19 protein-coding genes are annotated in these 20,739 nt (G+C 71.9%); 8 read left to right on the top strand and 11 right to left on the bottom strand.

What is annotated here, in order from left to right; genetic code table 11:
- Positions 1 to 3: 3 nt before the first annotated feature.
- The 4 genes from ACZ7J0_RS26975 to argC are packed head-to-tail and all read right to left on the bottom strand — an operon-like array spanning position 4 to position 4,296.
- The gene (locus tag ACZ7J0_RS26975) at positions 4 to 1,212 is read right to left on the bottom strand and encodes an acetylornithine transaminase (protein WP_470891541.1); all 1,209 of its coding nucleotides are present in this window, start codon (positions 1,210 to 1,212) and stop codon (positions 4 to 6) included.
- The gene (gene argB, locus ACZ7J0_RS26970) at positions 1,209 to 2,111 is read right to left on the bottom strand and encodes an acetylglutamate kinase (protein ID WP_470891539.1); all 903 of its coding nucleotides are present in this window, start codon (positions 2,109 to 2,111) and stop codon (positions 1,209 to 1,211) included. Before argB ends, ACZ7J0_RS26975 begins: the two co-directional genes overlap by 4 nt.
- Positions 2,108 to 3,259: a bifunctional glutamate N-acetyltransferase/amino-acid acetyltransferase ArgJ gene (argJ, locus tag ACZ7J0_RS26965; RefSeq protein WP_470891537.1), complete on the bottom strand. Its 1,152-nt coding sequence runs from the start codon at positions 3,257 to 3,259 to the stop codon at positions 2,108 to 2,110. Before argJ ends, argB begins: the two co-directional genes overlap by 4 nt.
- Complete coding sequence (argC, locus tag ACZ7J0_RS26960) at positions 3,256 to 4,296, bottom strand: N-acetyl-gamma-glutamyl-phosphate reductase (protein ID WP_470891535.1); 1,041 nt, start codon at positions 4,294 to 4,296, stop codon at positions 3,256 to 3,258. The genes argJ and argC overlap by 4 nt, the downstream gene beginning before the upstream one ends.
- A 229-nt stretch (positions 4,297 to 4,525) precedes the next feature.
- Here argC and ACZ7J0_RS26955 point away from each other — a divergent pair, with 229 nt between their 5' ends.
- From ACZ7J0_RS26955 to ACZ7J0_RS26935, 5 genes are all read left to right on the top strand, one after another.
- Entirely contained in the window at positions 4,526 to 6,748 is a 2,223-nt protein-coding gene (locus ACZ7J0_RS26955) for an NADP-dependent isocitrate dehydrogenase (protein ID WP_470891533.1), read from the top strand.
- Between the two features lie 211 nt (positions 6,749 to 6,959).
- Complete coding sequence (locus ACZ7J0_RS26950; RefSeq protein WP_470891531.1) at positions 6,960 to 7,907, top strand: alpha/beta hydrolase; 948 nt, start codon at positions 6,960 to 6,962, stop codon at positions 7,905 to 7,907.
- Positions 7,900 to 9,075, top strand: a complete 1,176-nt coding sequence (locus ACZ7J0_RS26945) for an acyltransferase family protein (RefSeq protein WP_470891529.1) — start codon at positions 7,900 to 7,902, stop codon at positions 9,073 to 9,075. Before ACZ7J0_RS26950 ends, ACZ7J0_RS26945 begins: the two co-directional genes overlap by 8 nt.
- Before the next feature lie 36 nt (positions 9,076 to 9,111).
- Complete coding sequence (locus ACZ7J0_RS26940) at positions 9,112 to 10,380, top strand: sensor histidine kinase (protein WP_470891527.1); 1,269 nt, start codon at positions 9,112 to 9,114, stop codon at positions 10,378 to 10,380.
- Positions 10,377 to 11,045, top strand: coding sequence for a response regulator (locus tag ACZ7J0_RS26935; protein WP_470891526.1), 669 nt, complete (start codon positions 10,377 to 10,379; stop codon positions 11,043 to 11,045). Before ACZ7J0_RS26940 ends, ACZ7J0_RS26935 begins: the two co-directional genes overlap by 4 nt.
- An 11-nt stretch (positions 11,046 to 11,056) precedes the next feature.
- Here the strand turns inward: ACZ7J0_RS26935 and ACZ7J0_RS26930 are convergent, their stop codons facing one another.
- From ACZ7J0_RS26930 to ACZ7J0_RS26920, 3 genes are all read right to left on the bottom strand, one after another.
- A complete protein-coding gene (locus tag ACZ7J0_RS26930; protein ID WP_470891524.1) occupies positions 11,057 to 12,208 on the bottom strand; it encodes a methyltransferase in 1,152 nt (383 codons plus the stop codon).
- Positions 12,209 to 12,402: 194 nt separating this feature from the next.
- Positions 12,403 to 12,978, bottom strand: a complete 576-nt coding sequence (locus ACZ7J0_RS26925; protein WP_470891522.1) for a histidine phosphatase family protein — start codon at positions 12,976 to 12,978, stop codon at positions 12,403 to 12,405.
- A 55-nt stretch (positions 12,979 to 13,033) separates the two neighbouring features.
- Positions 13,034 to 13,441 carry a GNAT family N-acetyltransferase gene (locus tag ACZ7J0_RS26920; protein WP_470891659.1) on the bottom strand — a complete coding sequence of 136 codons (408 nt, stop codon included), beginning with the start codon at positions 13,439 to 13,441 and terminating at the stop codon, positions 13,034 to 13,036.
- A 501-nt stretch (positions 13,442 to 13,942) separates the two neighbouring features.
- Between ACZ7J0_RS26920 and ACZ7J0_RS26915 the strand changes: the two genes are divergently transcribed.
- A complete protein-coding gene (locus ACZ7J0_RS26915; RefSeq protein WP_468709379.1) occupies positions 13,943 to 14,146 on the top strand; it encodes a DUF1918 domain-containing protein in 204 nt (67 codons plus the stop codon).
- A gap of 7 nt (positions 14,147 to 14,153) precedes the next feature.
- On the opposite strand, the gene ACZ7J0_RS26910 is transcribed toward ACZ7J0_RS26915, so the two are convergent.
- Positions 14,154 to 15,386, bottom strand: coding sequence for a glycoside hydrolase family 10-like protein (locus ACZ7J0_RS26910; protein WP_470891520.1), 1,233 nt, complete (start codon positions 15,384 to 15,386; stop codon positions 14,154 to 14,156).
- A 297-nt stretch (positions 15,387 to 15,683) separates the two neighbouring features.
- Here ACZ7J0_RS26910 and ACZ7J0_RS26905 point away from each other — a divergent pair, with 297 nt between their 5' ends.
- Together ACZ7J0_RS26905 and ACZ7J0_RS26900 are read left to right on the top strand one after the other, a co-directional pair.
- A complete protein-coding gene (locus tag ACZ7J0_RS26905; RefSeq protein WP_468709381.1) occupies positions 15,684 to 16,544 on the top strand; it encodes a 3-hydroxybutyryl-CoA dehydrogenase in 861 nt (286 codons plus the stop codon).
- Between the two features lie 132 nt (positions 16,545 to 16,676).
- Entirely contained in the window at positions 16,677 to 16,934 is a 258-nt protein-coding gene (locus ACZ7J0_RS26900) for a hypothetical protein (protein WP_470891517.1), read from the top strand.
- Positions 16,935 to 16,952: 18 nt separating this feature from the next.
- Here the strand turns inward: ACZ7J0_RS26900 and ACZ7J0_RS26895 are convergent, their stop codons facing one another.
- The 3 genes from ACZ7J0_RS26895 to ACZ7J0_RS26885 all read right to left on the bottom strand — a co-directional run bounded on the left by ACZ7J0_RS26895 (position 16,953) and on the right by ACZ7J0_RS26885 (position 20,266).
- Positions 16,953 to 17,483: an NUDIX hydrolase gene (locus tag ACZ7J0_RS26895; protein WP_468709384.1), complete on the bottom strand. Its 531-nt coding sequence runs from the start codon at positions 17,481 to 17,483 to the stop codon at positions 16,953 to 16,955.
- A 65-nt stretch (positions 17,484 to 17,548) separates the two neighbouring features.
- Positions 17,549 to 18,889, bottom strand: coding sequence for a transcriptional regulator (locus ACZ7J0_RS26890; protein WP_470891515.1), 1,341 nt, complete (start codon positions 18,887 to 18,889; stop codon positions 17,549 to 17,551).
- 267 nt (positions 18,890 to 19,156) lie between these two features.
- The gene (locus tag ACZ7J0_RS26885; RefSeq protein ID WP_470891513.1) at positions 19,157 to 20,266 is read right to left on the bottom strand and encodes a PP2C family protein-serine/threonine phosphatase; all 1,110 of its coding nucleotides are present in this window, start codon (positions 20,264 to 20,266) and stop codon (positions 19,157 to 19,159) included.
- Positions 20,267 to 20,739: the final 473 nt, after the last annotated feature.

Here is a 20,739-nt window from a genome sequence, read left to right as displayed (position 1 = left end):
GTCTCATTCCCCGGATCGTCCTGCCTGGTACACCGCGTCGAGGACGCCGGGCAGGGCCCGGAGGAACGTGTCCACCTCGTCGTCCCCGATGATCAGCGGCGGCATGAGCCGTACGACGTCGGGGGCGGGCGCGTTCACCAGGAGGCCGGCGTCCTGAGCCGCCTTCTGCACCTGGGGCGCGAGGGGCTCGGTGAGCACGATACCCAGCAGCAGACCCGCGCCACGGACGTGGGAGACCAGCGGGTGGCCGAGCGCCTCGGTTCCCTCCCGCACCTTCTCGCCGAGTCGCTTCACCGCGTCGAGCGTCCCGTCGGCCGCGAGGGTGTCGATCACGGCGAGCCCCGCGGCGCAGGACACCGGGTTGCCGCCGAAGGTCGTGCCGTGGTGACCGGGCTTCAGTAGGTCGGCGGCCGCGCCGAAGGCGACGGTCGCGCCGAGCGGCAGCCCCCCGCCGAGGCCCTTGGCGAGGGTGACGACGTCCGGCTCCACGCCGTCGTGGCCCTGGTGCTCGAACCAGTGCCCGGTGCGACCGATGCCGGTCTGCACCTCGTCGAGGACGAGCAGGGTGCCGGTGGCGCGGGTGATCTCGCGGGCGGCCTTCAGATACCCGGCGGGGGGCACGACCACGCCGTTCTCGCCCTGGATCGGCTCGATGATCACGAAAGCGGTCCGTTCGGTGACGGCGGCGCGCAGGGCGTCGACGTCTCCGTACGGCACATGCGTGACCTCGCCGGGCAGCGGCAGGAACGGCTCCTGCTTGCCGGGCTGGCCGGTCAGGGCGAGGGAGCCCATGGTGCGGCCGTGGAACCCGCCCGTGGTGGCGACCATGTGCGGCCGTCCGGTGAGCCGGCCGATCTTGAAGGCGGCTTCGTTGGCCTCGGCGCCGGAGTTGCAGAAGAAGACCCTGCCCGGGCGGCCGAAGAGCTGGAGCAGCCGCTCGGCGAGGGCGACGGGCGGCTCGGCGACGAAGAGGTTGGAGACATGGCCGAGCGAGGCGATCTGCCGGGAGACCGCCTCGACGACGGCCGGGTGGGCGTGGCCGAGTGCGTTGACCGCGATTCCGCCGACGAAGTCGATGTACTCGGTGCCGTCGGCGTCCCAGACCTTCGCGCCCTCGCCGTGCGCCAGGGACAGCTTCGGCGTGCCGTAGTTGTCCATCAGCGCGCCCTGCCAGCGCAGGGCCAGTGCTTCGTTGCCGCTCGTGCCGCTCATGACGCCCCCCGGCCGTCGGGCACGACCATCGTGCCGATTCCCTCGTCGGTGAAGATCTCCAGCAGGATCGAGTGCGGGACCCGGCCGTCGATCACACGGGCGGTGGTGACCCCGTTGCGCACGGCGTGGAGGCAGCCCTCCATCTTGGGGACCATGCCGCTGGAGAGCTCGGGCAGCAGCTTCTCCAGCTGGCTCGCCGTGAGCCGGCTGATCACCTCGTCGCTGTGCGGCCAGTCCTCGTAGAGTCCCTCGACGTCGGTGAGGACCATCAGCGTCTCGGCGCCGAGGGCCGCGGCGAGCGCGGCCGCCGCCGTGTCGGCGTTGACGTTGTAGACGTGGTTGTCGTCGGCGCTGCGGGCGATGGAGGAGACGACCGGGATACGGCCGTCCTTCAGGAGCGCCTCGATCGCGCCCGCGTCGACCGAGGTGATCTCGCCGACCCGGCCGATGTCCACGGACTCGCCGTCTATTTGCGGGAAGTGCTGGGTGGCGGTGATGGTGTGGGCGTCCTCGCCGGTCATGCCGACCGCGAGCGGACCGTGTTCGTTGAGCAGCCCCACGAGCTCCCGCTGGACCTTGCCGGCCAGCACCATGCGGACGACGTCCATGGCCTCGGGCGTGGTCACCCGAAGGCCGGCCTTGAACTCGCTGACCAGGCCGTGCCGGTCGAGCTGCGCGCTGATCTGCGGGCCGCCGCCGTGCACGACGACCGGCTTGAGGCCGGCGTGGTGCAGGAAGACGACGTCCTGGGCGAAGGCCGCCTTCAGGTCCTCGTCGATCATGGCGTTGCCGCCGAACTTGATGACGACGGTCTTGCCGTGGTGGCGGGTGAGCCAGGGCAGGGCCTCGATGAGGATCTGCGCCTTGGGCAGGGCCGTGTGCTTCCGTGTCTGGCTCATGAGCTGTACGCGCTGTTCTCGTGGACGTAGTCGGCGGTGAGGTCGTTGGCCCAGATGACGGCCGACTCACTGCCCGCGGCCAGGTCAGCGGTGATCTTGACCTCCCGGTAGCGCATGTCGACCAGGTCGCGGTCCTCGCCGACGCCGCCGTTCTTGCAGACCCAGACGCCGTTGATGGCGACATTGAGCTGGTCGGGCTCGAACGCGGCCTTCGTGGTGCCGATGGCGGAGAGCACCCGGCCCCAGTTGGGGTCCTCGCCGTGGATGGCGCACTTGAGGAGGTTGTTGCGGGCGATGGAGCGGCCCACCTCGACGGCGTCGTCCTCGGAGGCGGCGTTGATCACCTCGATACGGATGTCCTTGCTGGCGCCCTCGGCGTCGCCGATGAGCTGGCGGGCGAGGTCGTCGCAGACGGTCCGTACGGCCTCGGCGAACTCCTCGTACGCCGGCGTCACCGCGGCCGCGCCGGAGGCGAGCAGCAGGACCGTGTCGTTGGTCGACATGCAGCCGTCGGAGTCGACCCGGTCGAAGGTGACCCGGGTGGCGTCGCGCAGGGCCTTGTCGAGCGTCGGGGCGTCGAGGTCGGCGTCGGTGGTGAGGACGACGAGCATGGTGGCGAGGCCGGGGGCGAGCATGCCCGCGCCCTTGGCCATGCCGCCGACGGTCCAGCCGTCCTTCGTCACCACGGAGGTCTTGTGGACGGTGTCGGTGGTCTTGATGGCGATGGCGGCCTTCTCGCCGCCGTGCTCGGAGAGCTCACCGGCGGCCCTCTCGACGCCCGGCAGCAGCTTGTCCATCGGGAGGAGGACGCCGATGAGGCCGGTGGAGGCGACGGCGACCTCGCCGGCGCCGATGCCGAGCACCTCGGCCGCCTTCTCCGCCGTCGCGTGCGTGTCCTGGAAGCCCTTGGGACCCGTGCAGGCGTTGGCGCCACCGGAGTTGAGGACGACGGCGGACACCTCCCCGCCCTTGAGGACCTGCTCGGACCAGAGGACCGGCGCGGCCTTGACGCGATTGGAGGTGAAGACGCCCGCCGCGGCCTGACGGGGCCCGTTGTTGACCACGAGGGCCAGGTCCGGGTTGCCGTTCTCCTTGATCCCGGCGGCGATGCCCGCCGCCGTGAATCCCTTCGCTGCGGTCACGCTCACGGCGCAACTCCAATCGTGGAAAGACCGGTCTCCTCGGCGAACCCGAGGGCGATGTTCATGCTCTGCACCGCGCCGCCGGCGGTGCCCTTGGTGAGGTTGTCGATGGCGCTGATCGCGATGATCCGCTGCGCCGCCTCGTCGTAGGCGACCTGGACCTGAACGGCGTTGGAACCGTAGACGGACGCGGTCGCCGGCCACTGCCCCTCGGGGAGCAGGTGGACGAACGCCTCGTCGGCGAAGGCCTTCTCGTAGGCGGCCCGCACGGTCTCCGCCGTGACGCCCGGCTTCGCCTTGGCCGAGCAGGTGGCGAGGATGCCGCGGGCCATCGGCGCGAGGGTCGGCGTGAAGGACACCGTCACCTTCTCGCCGGCCACCGTGTCGAGGTTCTGGATCATCTCCGGGATGTGCCGGTGGCCGCCGCCGACGCCGTACGGGCTCATGGAGCCCATGACCTCGGAGCCGAGCAGATGAGGCTTGAGGGCCTTGCCCGCGCCGGAGGTGCCGGTGGCCGCGACGACGACGGCCTCCGGCTCGGCCAGGCCGCTCTCGTACGCCGGGAAGAGCGCGAGGGACACGGCGGTCGGGTAGCAGCCGGGCACCGCGATGCGCCGGGAGCCCTCCAGGGCCGCGCGGGCGCCCGGGAGCTCGGGCAGGCCGTACGGCCAGGTGCCGGCGTGCGGGGAGCCGTAGAACTTCTCCCAGTCCGAGGAGTCCTTCAGCCGGTGGTCGGCGCCCATGTCGATGACGAGGACGTCAGGCCCGAGCTGCTCCGCGACCGCGGCGGACTCGCCGTGCGGGAGCGCGAGGAAGACGACGTCGTGCGGTCGGTCCTGCCCGGCGAGCACCTCGGCGGTGGTCGGCTCGAGGACGCGGTCGGCCAGCGGCAGCAGATGCGGCTGCAGGGAGCCGAGCCGCTGACCCGCGTTGGAGAAACCGGTCAGGGCGCCGATCTCCACCTCGGGGTGGGAGAGAAGCAGACGCAGGACCTCTCCGCCCGCGTATCCGCTCGCTCCTGCCACTGCTGCACGTACCGTCATCGAACCCTCCTTGTCGATGGCATGACTATACGCATCACTGCAGTTTTATGCAATGGTCCACGGTCGTGAGTGATCCACTGAACGAGCCTAGTTCGCATCGGCGCTCCGCATGAGGGATACGGAGAGAAGATCGGCGAAGCGAGAGAAGGGGTCTGTCGAGACGGGGGCGCTCACGAGATATCTTGATGTCGAGCAATCTCGCAGACGCAGACGTGGAGCGGAGCACCCGGTGACTGACTCGACCATCATCTACACCCACACTGACGAGGCGCCTGCCCTGGCGACCTACTCGTTCCTCCCCGTGATCCAGGCGTACGCGTCTACCGCCGGGGTGAATGTCGAGACCCGTGACATCTCCCTGGCCGGCCGGATCATCGCCAGCTTCCCCGAGCGTCTCGAAGAGGGGCAGCGCATCGACGACGCCCTCGCCGAGCTCGGCGAACTGGCGAAGACGCCCGAGGCCAACATCATCAAGCTGCCGAACATCTCGGCCTCGATCCCGCAGCTGAAGGCGGCCGTCGCCGAGCTTCAGGCGCAGGGCTACGCGCTGCCGGACTACCCGGACGACCCCAAGACCGACGAGGAGCGCGAGATCCGCGCCCGCTACGACAAGGTCAAGGGCAGCGCCGTCAACCCGGTCCTGCGCGAGGGCAACTCCGACCGCCGCGCACCGGCGTCGGTGAAGAACTACGCCAAGGCGCACCCCCACCGCATGGGTGCCTGGTCGCCCGAGTCGAAGACGAACGTCGCCACCATGGGCGCCGACGACTTCCGCTCCACCGAGAAGTCCGCGGTCGTGGCCGAGGCCGGCTCGCTGCGCATCGAGCTCGCGGGCGAGGACGGCTCCACCACCGTGCTGCGCGAGTCGGTACCCGTCCTCGCGGGTGAGGTCGTCGACGCGTCCGTCATGCGCGTCGCCGCCCTGCGCGAGTTCCTCGCGGAGCAGGTCGCCCGCGCCAAGGCCGAGGGCGTGCTGTTCTCGGTGCACCTGAAGGCCACGATGATGAAGGTCTCCGACCCCATCGTCTTCGGTCACGTGGTGCGCGCCTTCTTCCCGAAGACCTTCGCGAAGTACGGCGAGGCGCTCGTCGCGGCCGGCCTGTCGCCGAACGACGGCCTCGGCGCCATCCTGAAGGGCCTGGAGTCGCTGCCCCACATGGGCGACGAGATCAAGGCCTCCTTCGAGGCCGAGATCGCCGAGGGCCCCGCCCTCGCGATGGTCGACTCCGACAAGGGCATCACCAACCTGCACGTGCCGAGCGATGTCATCGTCGACGCCTCCATGCCGGCCATGATCCGCACCTCCGGCCACATGTGGGGCCCGGACGGCCAGGAGGCCGACACCCTCGCCGTCCTCCCGGACAGCAGCTACTCCGGCGTGTACCAGGTCGTCATCGACGACTGCCGGGCCAACGGCGCCTTCGACCCGTCGACGATGGGCTCGGTTCCCAACGTCGGTCTGATGGCGCAGAAGGCCGAGGAGTACGGCAGCCACGACAAGACGTTCGAGATCGCGACCCCGGGCACCGTGCGGGTCGTCGACGGCGCCGGCAACGTCGTCCTGGAGCAGCTGGTCGGCGCCGGCGACATCTTCCGCATGTGCCAGACCAAGGACCTGCCGATCCAGGACTGGGTCAAGCTCGCCGTGACCCGTGCCCGCGCGACCGGCAACCCGGCCGTGTTCTGGCTCGACGAGGGCCGCGCGCACGACGCCACCCTCATCGAGAAGGTCCGGACGTACCTGGCCGACCACGACACCGAGGGCCTGCAGATCGAGATCATGTCGCCGGTCGAGGCGACGGCGTTCTCCCTGGAGCGCATCCGCCGCGGCGAGGACACCATCTCGGTCACCGGCAACGTCCTGCGTGACTACCTGACGGACCTCTTCCCGATCCTGGAGCTGGGCACCAGCGCCAAGATGCTCTCCGTCGTCCCGCTGATGAACGGTGGCGGTCTGTTCGAGACCGGCGCCGGCGGCTCCGCGCCGAAGCACGTCCAGCAGCTGGTCAAGGAGAACTACCTCCGCTGGGACAGCCTGGGCGAGTTCCTCGCGCTCGCGGTCAGCTTCGAGCACCTCGCGACGACCACGGGCAACGCCCGCGCCCAGGTCCTCGCCGACACCCTCGACCGCGCGACCGGCACCTTCCTCAACGAGGACAAGTCGCCGAGCCGCAAGCTCGGTGGCATCGACAACCGCGGCAGCCACTTCTACCTGGCCCTGTACTGGGCGCAGGAGCTGGCGCGGCAGACCGAGGACGCGCAGCTCGCGGAGGCGTTCGCGGCCCTGGCCAAGACGCTGTCCGAGCAGGAGCGGACCATCGTCGACGAGCTGATCGCCGTTCAGGGCTCGCCCGCCGAGATCGGTGGCTACTACCAGCCCGACCCGGCGAAGGCCTCGGCGGTCATGCGCCCGTCGGCGACCTTCAACCAGGCGATCGCCACTCTCGGCTAGTCCCTGACGGGGCGTTCCCGCGTCCCCGTCCGTTCCGCCCCGGCAGGCCTCCGCCCGCCGGGGCGGACCTGTGTCCGGGGCGACGCACCCCCTACCCCTCATACCTGAGAGCCAGTCGGCAGGTGCACCCCCTGGTGGGACGCGGACGACAGGGCTAGATCCATAACTTCGGTTCCGGAAACACGCGTCCGTCCGGCCGAAAGGATCTCCCATGGCGTTCCGCATCCGCGGCAGCCGTCTGCGCCGCACCCTGCTCGCGGTGCTCGTCACCGCCTCGGTCGCGGTGCCGGTGGCGGGCGCGGCCGGCCCGGCGGCCGTGCCCGCACCAGGGCCCGCCCGCCTCGCGCCGCTGCGTGACGCGGCGCCCGCCGCCCTCGCCGCGCGGTACGCCGCCCACCGGAACGGGATCCGGGCCGCCGCGCGCATGGCCTCCGCCCACGGCGACCGCAAGCGGGCAGCCTCGCTGGAGGCCATGGCGGACCCGGCGCGTCACTTCCTCGCCTTCGACGGCCGCGACGGCGGGCGCAGCGTCGAGGTCTTCGGCGACCTGTCCCGCGCCGTCCGGATCGCCGTCCTGGTGCCCGGCTCCGACACGAGTCTTGACACCTACGGGCGTCTGGGGGCCGGCTCGTCGGCGCTCCACCGGCAGATGGGCGGCCGTTCCGCCGTCATCGCCTGGCTCGGCTACCCGACGCCGAGCACGGTCGGCCCGCGGATCCTCACCTCGGGGCGGGCCGAAGACGCCGCGCCCCGACTGCGCGCCTTCATCGAGGAGTTGAGGGCGCTGAAGCCCGCCGCCCGGACGTCGTTGCTGTGCCACTCGTACGGCTCGGTGGTCTGCGCGCGCGCCGCCTCCGGGCTCGAAGTCGCGGACATCGTTCTCTACGGGAGTCCCGGCACCGGCTACGACAACGCCGCGGCCCTGCGCACCCGGGCCACGGTGTGGGCGGGCCGGGGGTCCGCCGACTGGATTGCCTTCGTGCCGCACGGCCGGCTCCCCCTGGGCTTCGCCGACGTGGGGTTCGGCGGAGACCCGGTGTCGCGGGAGTTCGGCGCCCGGACCTTCGACGCGGGCGCGGCGGGCCACAGCGACTACCTCCGGCCCGGCTCGACCGCCCTCGCGAGCATCGCGCGGATCATGAACGGCCGTCATGCGTGAGCTCGCCCGGCGCATCGACGCCGCGACCCCGCCCGGCCGCGACCGGGCCGTCGACGCGCTGCGCGCCCTCGCGATCCTCGGGGTGGTCCTCGGCCACTGGCTGGTCACCGCCCTGATCGTCGACACCGGCACCGTCCGGGCGGCCAGCCCGCTCCATTTCATGCCGGAACTGACCCCGGTCTCCTGGGTCTTCCAGACCCTGGCCGTCTTCTTCCTGGTCGGAGGCCAGGTGGGCGCCGGGAGCTACGCCTCGGCCCGGGCCCGGGGCGAGACGTACGGCCGGTGGCTCGCCGCACGCTTGGGACGGCTGTTCCGGCCCGTGGCGGCCCTCCTGACCGTATGGGCGGTCGCGGCGGGCCTCATGCTCGTCTCGGGGGTGTCCTGGGCGACCGTGCACACGCTGGGCAAACTGGTGCTGTCCCCGCTCTGGTTCCTGATGGTCTTCGCGGCTCTGACGGCGGCGACGCCACTGGTGGCCGCGCTCCACCCGCTGTGGCCCCTGGCCGTGGTGCTCCATGTCGACCTGATCCGGTTCGGCCTCGGCGGGCCGCAGTGGCTGGGCTGGATCAATGTGGCGGCGGGCTGGCTGGTCCCCTACTGCCTGGGCGCGGCCTGGGCCCGGGGCGGGCTGAGTTCCCGCACCAGCGGGTGGGCCCTGCTCGGCGGGGGCACCACGGCCACCGTCCTGCTGGTCCTGTTCGCCGGATACCCGGCGTCCATGGTCGGCGTCCCCGGCGCCGCCGTCTCGAACCTCAACCCGCCGACACTGGCCGCCGTCTGCTTCGGCCTCGCCCAGTGCGGGGCGGCGCTGCTGCTGCTCGGCCCCCTGCGGAGGGTGCTGCGCCGCCCCATCGCCTGGGCCGCGGTGGCACTGGTGAACCTTTCCGCGATGACGGTCTTCCTGTGGCACCAGACCGCGATGATCGCGGTCACCGCGCTCGGCCTGCTCGCCGGCTCCGGCGCTGTGCCCGGCCTGCACACCGTGCCCGATGGGAGCGAGTGGGTGCCGGCCAGGCTGGCGTGGCTTCCGCTGTTCGCACTCGCCCTGCTGGTGTGCTGGGCGGCCTTCCACACATACGAACAGGGAGGCGGACGGGGAGGGAGCATCGTCGTGCGCGAGGGGGAGCCCGACCGGCGCAAGGCGGCGCGTCGTGATCAATACACCTAGGGTTGACGTCGTGCTCATGAGGACGGGGGACGCCGGGTGAAGCCGGAAGACTGGGATCGGCTGCGCGCGGCGGTCAGCGCGGTGCCGCGCGCCTTCCGTGAGGACCTGTGGACCTTGGCCGCGGATCCGCTGCCGCGGCAGCGCTGGCTCGGCCGGCTGCCCCACGCCCATGCGGTGCTGTTCGTGATCCTCATGGCCGGCGGCGACATGAGCGACTACGAGCGGATGGCGGTGCCGACGAACATGTCGGTACTCGTCCTGTTCCAGGCGGGGGCCGCGGTTCTCGCGATGTTCCGCCCGGTGCCGGCGTGGTGGCTGTCGACGCTCACGCTCTTCGTGACCGGGATGGTCGGGGAGGCCCGCGTCGGCCGCGACATCGTCTGGCCCTGGAGCGTCTGGGGCATCGCGCTGCAGACGCTCGTCCTGCTCCTCCTGGCCCTGCGGGTCCGGCCCCTGGCGTCGGTCCTGGCGCTGGCGATCACCGTGCTTTCGGGCGCGCTCAACACGGCTCTGGCCGGGCCCGAGCACAATGTCGTCGTCGAACGGGGCGCCGTCGCCTTCGCCACGGCGGTGGTCGTCGGAGCGTCGCTGCGCATCGGCCGGGTGGCCCGGACACAGCTGGTCGAGCAGGAGGTACTGACCGCCGAGGAGCGCTCCCGCCGCACCCTCCTGGAGGAACGCAACCGCATCGCCCGGGAGCTGCACGACGTCGTCGCCCACCACATGTCGGTGATCTCCATCCAGGCGCAGGTCGCCCCGCACCTCGTGGAGAACCCGTCCGACGAACTGAAGGAGAACCTCGCCGGGATACGCGGCAACGCCGTCGAGGCGCTCACCGAACTGCGCCGCGTGCTCGGCGTGCTGCGGTCGGAAGACGCCCTGGCGAAGGGGATCCGCCACGCCCCGCAGCCCACCCTGGACAGGCTGGACGAGCTGGTCGGCAATGTGCGGGGCGCCGGGGTCGAGGTCTCCACCGACATCACCGGCGAGCGGCGTCCGCTGTCGCCGGGCGTCGAACTGTCGGCGTTCCGGATCGTGCAGGAGGCGCTCAGCAACGCCATGCGGCACGCCCCGGGCGCGCGCGTACGGGTCGAGCTCGGCTACCGGGCGGCGAGTCTCACGGTCCGGGTCACCAATACCGCGCCGACCGCTCCTCCGGCGCCCTCGCAGCGGGTGGGGCACGGGGTGCTGGGCATGCGGGAGCGCACTGGCATGCTGGGCGGCGAACTCGCCAACGGTCCGACGCCCGGCGGCGGTTACGAAGTAGTCGCCACGCTTCCGCTGGACCTGGAGAACCGTTCATGACCATTCGCGTGCTGATCGCCGACGACCAGATGATGATCCGCCAGGGCTTCACGGTGCTGCTCGACGCCGAGCCCGGGATCGAGGTCGTCGGGCAGGCCGTGGACGGCCTCGACGCCATCGCGAGAGTCGCCGAACTCGATCCCGATGTGGTCCTGATGGACATACGGATGCCGGAACTCGGCGGCATCGAGGCGACCCGGCGGATCACCGAACCCGAGGGGGCCACCGTCAAGGTCCTCGTCCTGACCACCTTCGACCTCGACGAGTACGTGTACGAGGCGCTGCGCGCGGGCGCGTCGGGTTTCCTGCTGAAGGACGCGTCGGCCGACGAACTCGCCCAGGCGGTGCGCGTGGTGGCCGCGGGGGACGCCCTGCTCGCACCGAACATCACCAAGCGGCTGATCACCGAGTTCTCCCGGATGAGCAGCGCCCCGCGCGCCCCGCTCAAGGAGCGCCTCGGCGACCTGACGGAACGGGAGACGGAGGTCCTGGCGCTGATCGCCCAGGGCCTGTCGAACGCGGAGATCGCCAAGCACCTGGTCGTGGCCGAGCAGACCGTGAAGTCCCATGTGAGCCGGATGCTGGTCAAGCTGGGCCTGCGCGACCGGACGCAGGCGGCGGTCTTCGCGTACGAGACGGGGCTGGTGCGGCCGTCGGGCTACTGATTCCGGGGCGGCTACTTCTTCACGGCCCGCAGGACGACGAACTTCGGGTCACTCGCGACGAGTTCACTGTTGCCGAAGATGCGGCGCAGTGTCACGTGGTAGCCCAGGTGCCGGTTGCCGACGACCCAGAGCTCACCACCGGGGCGCAGGGCCCGGCGCGCTCCGCTGAACATGCGGCGGGCGGTCGCGTCCGTGGTCGCCTGGTGGCTGTGGAAGGGCGGATTGTTGAGTACCAGGTCCACTGAGTCGGCCGGCACGTCGGACAGCCCGTCACCAACCACGAACTCCGCCTTCGCGCCGGCGCCGGCGTTGGCCCGGAAGGTCGCCTCGGCGGACGCCACCGCCTGGTACGACTCGTCGACGAAGAGGAGCTCCGCGTCGGGTTCGGTCAGCGCGGCGGCCAGCCCGACGACACCGTTTCCGCAGCCCAGGTCGACGATCCGGCGGCCGGGAGCGCCGGCCGGGGGAAGGTGCTGGAGGAAGAAGCGCGTGCCGATGTCGAGCCGGTCGGCGCAGAAGACACCGGCGTGGTTGGTGACGGTCCGGCCGGCGACCGTCGCGGCGTCGGACGGCAGCGCGTAGGAGTACGGCCAGGGGCTGGCCGGACGGGCCCGTGAGACGTCGGGCGTGGAGTGGATGAGCCGGGCCTTCTTCACGGCCAGGGACGTCCGGGTCGGGCCGACGAGCCGCTCGAACAGGTTCAGCGTCGAGGTGTGGATCTCCTTCACCATGCCCGTACCGATGACGACCGTGCCCTCGTGCAGGGCGGGTGCCAGTCGATGCAGCTGGTCCTCCAGGAGCGCCAGGCTCTTGGGGACGCGGATCAGCAGGACGTCGATCCGCTCGGGCGGGGTGTCCCGGGGCGACAGGAGACGTACGGCACCGGTGTCGGCGCCCGCGCGTTCCAGGTTGGCGAGGGTGGCCCGGTGGCCGAGGTACGAGTCGGAGATCTGTACGGGCGCGTGCGCGGCGAGCGCCGTGACCAGGGCCCCCCACCGGTCGCCGACGACCACGACGGACCCGGACAGGTCGACGTCGGCGCGCTCAGCCAGGTGGCGCAGCAGATACTCGTCGGCGGCGTCCCAGGCGCGGAGGGTGTCGCGCGGGTCCTCGGGAAAGCGGGTGAGGGCGAACTCGCCCCATGACGTGGTCAAACGATTCATTGTTCCCTCAGGCTAACCGCTCGCGCCGGGCGAGCCCGCCGCCGCGTCCCCGATCCGTGCCCGGAGCGCGGAGAGGCGCCCGGTCGGGGAGTCCTTCGGCGGGACGTCCGGACCGGTCGCCAGGGCGGTGAGCGTCGCGGACCGCGGTCACGGGTCACGGGGCGCGTGGCACGGCGCCCGTCACACGGGACGCGTCACCCTGCGCCCGGCACGAGGCACAGGTTCCAGCGGCCCGGGCGGCCGGTGAGGGTGACCGTGGACAGAGGGCGGACGTCCACGTTCCAGTACGCCGCGGGCGGTGCCTTCAGGGCGTACACCAGGGCCGCACGCACGACAGCGGGCTCGGCGACGGCGACGATGGCGCCGTCCTCGGCGGGGCGGGTCTCCAGCCAGCCCCCTATGCGGGTGATGAACGACAGCAGCGGCTCCCCGCCGTGCGGGGCAGTACGCGGATCGCCGAGCCAGGCGTCGACGGCGGCCGGGTCCTGGGCGGCCACCTCGGCGAGGGTGAAGCCCCGCCAGCGGCCCATGTCGCAGTCGCGGAGGGCGGGCTGAGCGAGCGGCGCGAAGCCGAGCGCCCGGCCGGTGGCGCGGCTGCGCTCGGTCGGCGAGCAGTAGCGCAGCTCGGCCGCGCCCAGCGGCACCAGCGCGTGCGCGGCGAGCCGCACCTCGTGCCAGCCCTCCTGGTCGAGCGGCCGGTCGTCGTCGAACCGCTCGGCGAGCAGGGAGCAGCTGCGCGCCGCGGCGACCAGCGTGACCCGTAGACCCATGGGCGAGATCGTGAGGCCGGGAGCGCCGCAGGTCAAGAGGTGCGGGGCGGCGGGTCTACGGTCGGTTCAGGTCGAGATTCATCCAGATCCCCGGGTCCTCCAGTGGCGTGAAACCGATCTTCTCGTAGACGCCGTGGGCGTCGGCGGTCGCCAGCATGATCCGGCGCAGTCCGAGCGGCGCCAGGTGGTCGCGGACCGCCTCCACGAGGGTGGTGCCGAGGCCCTTGCCGCGCGCGGCGCGGTCGACGTAGACGTCGCAGAGCCAGGCGAAGGTGGCGTGGTCGGTGACCACACGGGCGTAGCCGACGATCTCTCCGGAAGCCGGGTCGTACGCGCCGAAGTTGAGCGACCCGGTGCTGGCGCGGTCCTGGTGCTCGCGGGTACGGCCGAGGGCCCAGTAGGCGTCGGTGGAGAGCCAGTGGTGGATGCGTGCCGGGTCGAGGCGGGCGGGGTCGGTGGAGATCTCGTAGCCGCCGGGGTGCCGGGTGCGCCGTGGGTCGTCTCACTCATGTCCGAAGCCTCGCAGGCCACAGGGGAGTTGTCAGCGGTGGGTGACACGGCTCCGGGCGGTGCCTTCTCGTCCGGGCGCACCCCTCCCCGGCGCGTCCGGGCGACGCGGTCAGCCCCGTGGCAGCTCGTCGTAGGCCGTGCGCAGCCGGCGGACGCCCTCGGCGATCTCGGCCGGTCCCGCGACGCCCGCGAAGCTCACCCGGCGCGTCGGCGCTGAGCGTGACCTGCTGCCAGGAGGTGTCACCGGGCTCGATCGCGCCGGAGCGCGGTGTGGCACGGAAGACTCCAGCGCCGGGCCGGGTGATATCGCGGTCACCCAGCGCGCGAGCAGCTGACCCGGTGGCCGACCGGGCGGGCCGGCGGATGCCTGGCCGTGCGCCGGAGGGCCACCCGGGTCACAATGGCGGACGTAGACTCCGAAGTACGAAGGCCGGGCACGAGGAGGTCACTCCCGATGCAAGCGAGCGTGGGCGACAAGTTGCTGGTGCACGGCCGGACCGTCGGTCATCACGACCGTACGGCCCAGGTCGTCGAAGTACTGGGCGAGAACGGCACGCCCCCCTACCGGGTCCGATTCGACGACGACGGTCACGAGGCCCTGATGTCCCCGGGCCCCGACACCGTCGTGCGGCACCGCCAGGAATCCGGTCCCGCCTGAGCGCGAATCACCGCGGCGGACGGACCCTGGTCGGGTAGTGATCGGCCACCACGGTGGCCATCGCCCCGATCCGGTCCGCCGTCACCTCTTTCGCCGAGAAGAAGCAGTGGCCGCGCACCTGTGGGTACTCCTCGGCGAGGGTCAGGTGCCGGGAGAGTTCGGCCGGGTCCTGCCAGGGAGCCCCCTGGGCGGGGTCGCCCGCCTTGTGGAGCGCCTCGCCGATGTACAGCTGGACACCTGTGCCCCGGACCACGTCGTTCCACCAGGGCAGCAGCGTGGCGTAGTCGGCCGCGGCGAAGCCGATGTTCCAGTACAGCTGCGGCACGACGTAGTCGATCCAGCCCTCCCGCACCCATCCACGGGTGTCGGCGTGGAGGTCGTCGTAGGTCTGCACTCCCGCGCGGGTGTCCGAGCCGGACGGGTCGGTGGAGGCGTTGCGCCACACGCCGAAGGGACTGATGCCGAACCTCACCTCCTCCTTGATGTCCTTGATCCGCTCGGCCATCCCGCTGACCAGCCGGTCGGTGTTGTTCCTCCGCCAGGCGGCCCTGTCCGGGAACTCCGCGCCGTACCGGGCGAAGGTCTCGTCGTCACCGAAGACCTGCCCGGCCACCGGATACGGGTAGAAGTAGTCGTCCCAGTGCACGGCGTCGATGTCGTAGCGGCGGACCGCGTCGAGCATCGCGTCCTGGACGAAGTCCCGGACCTGGGGAAGCCCGGGGTCGTAGTAGAGCTTCCCGCCGTACGGAAGGACCCAGTCGGGGTGGAGCCGGGCCGGGTGGGATTCGGCCAGCCGGGTCGGGTCGGTGTGGGTCGCCACCCGGTAGGGATTGAACCAGGCATGCAGCTCCAGACCGCGGGAGTGGGCCTCCTCGACGGCGGTGCCGAGCGGGTCCCAGCCGGGATCGCGGCCCTGGACTCCGGTGAGGCACTGCGACCAGGGCTCGTACGGAGAGGGCCACAGGGCGTCGGCGGCGGGGCGGACCTGGAGGACGACGGCGTTGAGGTGGCGGGCGACGGCGGTGTCGAGGTGGGCCAGCAGTTCGGTCCGCTGCTGGGGGGCGGTGAGGCCGGGGCGCGAGGGCCAGTCGCGGTTGAGGACGGTGGCCAGCCACATGCCGCGGAACTGGCGGCCCGGCGTCCCGCGCCGGACGAAGGGGGCGGTCGGCGAGGTCAGGGGCGCGGCGTTCGCGGCCGCGCCGAGGGTAAGCGCCGTGAGCGCGCCGGCCGCGCCCGCCACGAATCCACGTCGGGCGACGCCCCCCTCACGGGCTCTTTCGACGACGGCGCCTTCCCACGCGGCGCCGGCCTCGCGGCCGATTTCGCCCTCAGCTCCACCCTGAGTCGTATGTGCACCTGTTTGCGGCATAAATGGCCCCTCCTTCGTCCGGTATGTCCCCCGTACGCGCAGAGCATGCCCGCCCCGGCACGACATCCACACGCACGGGCGGAGTAACGTCGTGGGGTCGAGGCGGGCGCCGGAATCACACGGAGGCCCGCCGCAGGTATCAGTGAAAGGCACGAGGTGACGGACTCAATGGCCGACATTGCACGCGTCGGAGTGGTGGGCTGTGGCCAGATGGGCGCGGGCATCGCGGAGGTGTGCGCCCGCAGCGGCCTCGAGGTGAAGGTCGCCGAGACCACCGGCGAAGCGCTGGAGATCGGCCGTACCCGGCTGTTCAACTCGCTGTCGAAGGCCGCCGAGCGCGGCAAGATCACCGAAGAGGAGCGCGACGCGACCCTGGCGCGGCTCAGCTTCACCACCGATCTGGGCGAGTTCGCCGACCGCGACCTGGTCATCGAGGCGGTCGTCGAGAACGAGCAGGTCAAGACGGAGATCTTCCAGATCCTCGACCAGGTCGTCACCCGCCAGGACGCCATCCTCGCCTCGAACACCTCCTCCATCCCGCTGGTGAAGCTGGCCGTCGCGACGTCCCGTCCCGACCAGGTCATCGGTATCCACTTCTTCAACCCGGCGCCGGTGCAGCAGCTCGTGGAGCTGATCCCCGCGCTCACCACCTCCGAGGGCACGATCAGCCGTGCCCAGGTGCTGGTGGAGAAGGTGCTGGGCAAGCACGCCATCCGCGCCCAGGACCGCTCGGGCTTCGTGGTGAACGCGCTGCTCATCCCGTATCTGCTCTCCGCGATCCGGATGTTCGAGTCGGGCATCGCGAGCCGCGAGGACATCGACAACGGCATGGAGATGGGCTGCGCCCACCCGATGGGCCCGCTGAAGCTCTCGGACCTCATCGGCCTGGACACGGTTGCCTCGGTCGCGGACTCGATGTACGCGGAGTTCAAGGAGCCGCTGTACGCCGCTCCCCCGCTGCTCCAGCGCATGGTGGACGCGGGGCGCCTCGGCCGTAAGACGGGCTCGGGTTTCTACCCGTACTCCTGATTCACACGGAGTGTGCGGGGCGTGCCCGCATATGCCCTGCGCACACGCTCCCGCCCTCCCACCAGGGAGAGTTGACTCGGTCCCGCTCAGTCAAGGGTCCGCTGTACAACTCTTCCGAAGAGGAGCCCGTCCGTGACAACCGACCCCGGTCATTTAGTGGCCGTCGAAGAGCTCGCCGAATTGCGCCGCAGTCTCGACGTCGGCCTTGCCCGGATCGACGGGCATCTGGCGCTGCTCGCCCAGCGCAACGACCAGATCGATCGTGAGCTGACCGATCTGGCCGTGCGCGTCGGGGCGCTCGAGCACACCAGGTGGCCGCTGCCCGCCGTGGCCGCGCTCACCGCCCTGGGGGCGCTGGCGGTGACGGCCTGGCAGGCTCTCGGCCACTGACCTCGCCGTATCGCGGGGTCAGCCCAGCCGCAGGTGATGCAGCATCAGCAGCCCGGCCGCCATGTTGGCGGCCGGGATCTCGCCCCGGGCGATCATGTCGGGGACCAGCTTCAGCGGTATCCATTCGCGGCGCGAGGACTCGAAGTCGTCCACGGGGTGACCGGTGTACGTGGCCTCCCGCGACCAGTACAGATGGTGGCGGGCGTCGGTGAGGCCGTTGGAAGGCTCCACGGTGAGCAGGTGCTGGAGCGGCCCGGGTCGCCAGCCGGTCTCCTCCTCCATCTCACGGGCCGCCGCCGCGGCGATGTCCTCGCCGTCCTCGACGACGCCGGCGGCGAGTTCCCAGCCCCAGCTGTCGGTGATGAACCGGTGCCGCCACAGCATCAGTACTTCGTTGGCCTCGTTGACGGCGGTCGCGACGGCGACCGGGCGGAGCCGGATGAGGAAGTGGTCGAGGTGGCGGCCGTCCGGGAGTGCGACGTCCGCGAGATTGACCTTGAACCAGCGGTTCTCATACACAGTCTGTTCGCTTTGTTTCGTCCACTGCACTGTTCTGCCACCTTCCGACAAGTAGATGGCAATATCGCAGCAGGCGCCGCCGCACAGGGGAACGGTCACAGGGGAACGCGCAAGGCCCCGTCGATGAGTTCGGCCGCCTCCCGGGCGTCGCCGCAGCCACTCGCCACCAGTTGTTCGCGCACCTCGCGCAGCCGGTCCCGCAGGCGCTGCGACTCCATCCCCCTGGCGCGCTCAGCCATTTCGACCGCCGTCCGCGCGGCGCGGTCCGCCTCGCCCTGCCGCAGCTCGATCTGGCTGAGCATGGCGAGCCGGTGCACCCGGCCCCGGTCGTGCGCCGGGGTCCCGACGGCGGCGGCCGCGTGCTCCCGCGCGGCCGGCAGATCACCCAGACTGAGCAGCGCCTCGGCGACCTGGACGTTCACCAGGCCCGGCTGGACGTAGCCGGTCTCGTCCGGCTCGTGTCCGGGGCGGATCCGCTCCGCCTCCGCCTCGGCCCGTCTGATACAGCCCAGGGCGCTGCCCCCGTCGCCCAGGTGCGCGTACGCCTTCGCCTGCATCGCGTACAGATCGGCGGCGAGCGCCGGGGTGATCTGCCGCCCGGCGGTGCGCAGCGCGGCCTCGGCGAACGCGACCGCCTGCCGGTACTCCCCCATGAACAGCGACTGGTTGACCAGCAGAGCGATCACATACGCGCCCAGCCCCCGGTCGCCGCTCGCCTTGGCCAGCCGCAGCGCCTGGTGGAAGTAGCGCTGGGCGAGACCGTGGGCGTCCGAGTCGTACGCGCAGATGCCGGCCACCGACACCAGGCCGCCGGTGGCGCGGTGCAACTGGCGGCCCAGCGCGTCGTTGTAGGCCCCGCGCAGCAGCGGCGCTGCCTCGGCGTTGAGGAAGCCGACGATGCGGGCACGGGTGGCGATCCCGCCCGCCTTGCGGTACATCAGTTCGTAGTGCGCCCGGGCCGCGCGCAGCATGGTGATGTCGGACATGGACACCCGCGTCTGGCCGTCGCGCGACACATCGGAGTCCTCCGGCGGGTTCTCCCACTCCCATACGGGCATCACGGCGGGTGTGCCGGTCACGGCGGGGGCACCGAGTATGTGCGGCCGCTGCTGCTCGTCGGAGCGCCACAGCGCGGTGGCCCGCTCGACGAAGCCGGACAGCGGTGAGCCATGGGGCTCGGTCGCTCCGCCCGGTACGCCGAGCCCGATGTCGTCCAGGGTGACGACCCGGTGCAACCGGGCGGCGAGCACCTCGCAGATCAGGTCCGGGACCTGGCCCCGGGGGCGCTGGCCCTTCAACCAGCGGGCCACGGCGGTGTGTTCGTACCGCAGCGCCAGGCCTCTGGACCGGCCCACCTGGTTGACGTGCGCGGCGAGACCCGCGTGGGAGACGCCCGCTTCGTCGAGCAGGGCGTCGAGCAGGGTATTGGGCTGCATGGTGGGCCCCTTTGACGACTCGTGGCGCACAGCGTAGTGGAGGTGGATTCGCACGGGGTGTGAACGGAGTGCCCGCATCCGTGCCCCGCGTACTCTGCCGCCGTGCCTCCCGCGCCGGTTGACTGAACTGCCTCTCATGGAGGCGGCCGGGCCGCCGGCTCCCCCTCGAACAGTGCGGCGGCCCGCTCCGCGCCGTCCGTCCTGCTGATCTGCCCGACACTCCGCGGCAGGACGGGCGGCGCCGGCCGTACGGAACACCTGACGGCTCTAGTGACGGGAGGGTGCTGGACGGGAACGGCGCAGACCCTGGTCCGGGGGCTGCGCCGGCACCCGCGAACGGTCGTTGCGCAGGACCAGCAGCGCCACGTCGTCGGTGACCCGGCCGCCGGTGTGCCGCAGCAGCGCGGCGTGCACGCGGTGGACCACCGCCGCGGGTGACACCGGTGCGCCGGCCGCGGCCTCGGCGAGGACCGCCTCCAGGGCGAAGAAGCGCCCGGCCGCGTCGCGGGCCTCCTCGGCGCCGTCGGTGTGCAGGAACAGCGCCTCGCCCGGCAGCAGCCGCGCGCACCGGTGCGATGACAGCTCGGCCGGCAGCGGAAAGCAGCCGAGCGGCGGCATCGTGTCCCCGGCCGTGACGGGGTGGGCGCCCCTGAGCAGCCGATAGGGCCAAGGATGCCCACAGTTGAGCGCCAGGACCTCACCGTCGGGCCGGATCTCCAGAAGGAGTACGGTGACGAACTCCTCGGCCGCCGGATGCTCCGGCTCCCGCCCACCGGCCGCCGGGTGCTCGTCGCGGGCACGCTCCCGCAGATGGCGCTGGTGGGCACGGTCGAGGCGCCGCAGTACGCCCGCGAGTTCGGGCTCGTCGTACGCGGCCTCCCGGAAGCTGCCGAGGACCGCGGCGACCGCCCCGATCGCGGCGATGCCGTGACCGCGCACATCGCCGATCACCACGCGGACGCCGTGCGGGGTGGCGACGGCCTCGTAGAGATCGCCGCCGATCTCCGCTCCCCGGGACGCGGAGAGCTGTCCGGCGGCGATCGTCAGCCCGTCCAGCCGGGCCGGCGGCGGCCGCAGCAGCACCCGCTGGGTGGCCTGCGCGATCGCCCGGACCTGCTTGAGCTCCCGGGCCAGGCCCCGCCGGATACCGAGGACCAATCCGGTGCCGACGGTGAAGAACACCACGCTGGTGGCGATCCGGGTGGCCAGCCCCTCCTGCTGGGCCAGCGGGCACCCCATCTTCCAGCTGATCGCCGCGAGGCCCCACACGCTGGGGAGCGCGAGCGGGGCCAGCCGGCGCAACCACGTCCGGTCCAACGAGGCGGCCCGCCCTCGCGACGCTGCCGGGAAGGGAAGCCAAGAGCTGATACGGATCATTCCGGTGGCCCCCTTCAGGCCCTACAGCACGCAGGCCCGCCCCTGCGGCCGGGACGATTCTGTCGATCGTCGACGCCCGGAAGGAACAACCGCCAGGGATCTCACCCGAATGAGTGAGATGACTGAGGGGGTGGAGGGTTCGCCCCGGCGGGGGCCTTCCGGGCGGTGCGGCGCCGTGGCCGCTCGGGCCGGCGGATCCGCGAAGGGACCGGGGCCGGGGCGGGCGCCGGGCGGGCTCGGGGCCACGGGTCCGCCAAGGGGCCGGGGACGGGGCGGTCGCCGGGCGGCCACGGATCCGCCACAGGGCCGGGGACGGGCCCCGCGACCGTGCGGGCTCGGGGCCACGGGTCCGCCAAGGGGCCGGGGCGGGCGCCGGGCGCCGGGCGGCCACGGATCCGCCACAGGGCCGGGGACGGGCCCCGCGACCGTGCGGGCTCGGGGCCACGGGTCCGCCAAGGGGCCGGGGCGGGCGC

It is taken from the genome of Streptomyces sp. NPDC038280, assembly GCF_055600045.1.
The sequence above is the reverse complement of the archived record's forward strand: the minus strand, read 5'-3'. Positions and strand labels throughout refer to the sequence as shown.

Coding starts and splice junctions, on each gene's coding strand:
- ACZ7J0_RS26915 (WP_468709379.1), top strand. CDS start 13,943: ATGCAAGCGAGCGTGGGCGACAAGTTGCTGGTGCACGGCCGGACCGTC.
- ACZ7J0_RS26975 (WP_470891541.1), bottom strand. CDS start 1,212: ATGAGCGGCACGAGCGGCAACGAAGCACTGGCCCTGCGCTGGCAGGGC.
- argB (WP_470891539.1), bottom strand. CDS start 2,111: ATGAGCCAGACACGGAAGCACACGGCCCTGCCCAAGGCGCAGATCCTC.
- ACZ7J0_RS26925 (WP_470891522.1), bottom strand. CDS start 12,978: ATGGGTCTACGGGTCACGCTGGTCGCCGCGGCGCGCAGCTGCTCCCTG.
- ACZ7J0_RS26890 (WP_470891515.1), bottom strand. CDS start 18,889: ATGCAGCCCAATACCCTGCTCGACGCCCTGCTCGACGAAGCGGGCGTC.
- ACZ7J0_RS26930 (WP_470891524.1), bottom strand. CDS start 12,208: ATGAATCGTTTGACCACGTCATGGGGCGAGTTCGCCCTCACCCGCTTT.
- ACZ7J0_RS26905 (WP_468709381.1), top strand. CDS start 15,684: ATGGCCGACATTGCACGCGTCGGAGTGGTGGGCTGTGGCCAGATGGGC.
- ACZ7J0_RS26950 (WP_470891531.1), top strand. CDS start 6,960: ATGGCGTTCCGCATCCGCGGCAGCCGTCTGCGCCGCACCCTGCTCGCG.
- ACZ7J0_RS26935 (WP_470891526.1), top strand. CDS start 10,377: ATGACCATTCGCGTGCTGATCGCCGACGACCAGATGATGATCCGCCAG.
- argC (WP_470891535.1), bottom strand. CDS start 4,296: ATGACGGTACGTGCAGCAGTGGCAGGAGCGAGCGGATACGCGGGCGGA.
- ACZ7J0_RS26945 (WP_470891529.1), top strand. CDS start 7,900: ATGCGTGAGCTCGCCCGGCGCATCGACGCCGCGACCCCGCCCGGCCGC.
- ACZ7J0_RS26885 (WP_470891513.1), bottom strand. CDS start 20,266: ATGATCCGTATCAGCTCTTGGCTTCCCTTCCCGGCAGCGTCGCGAGGG.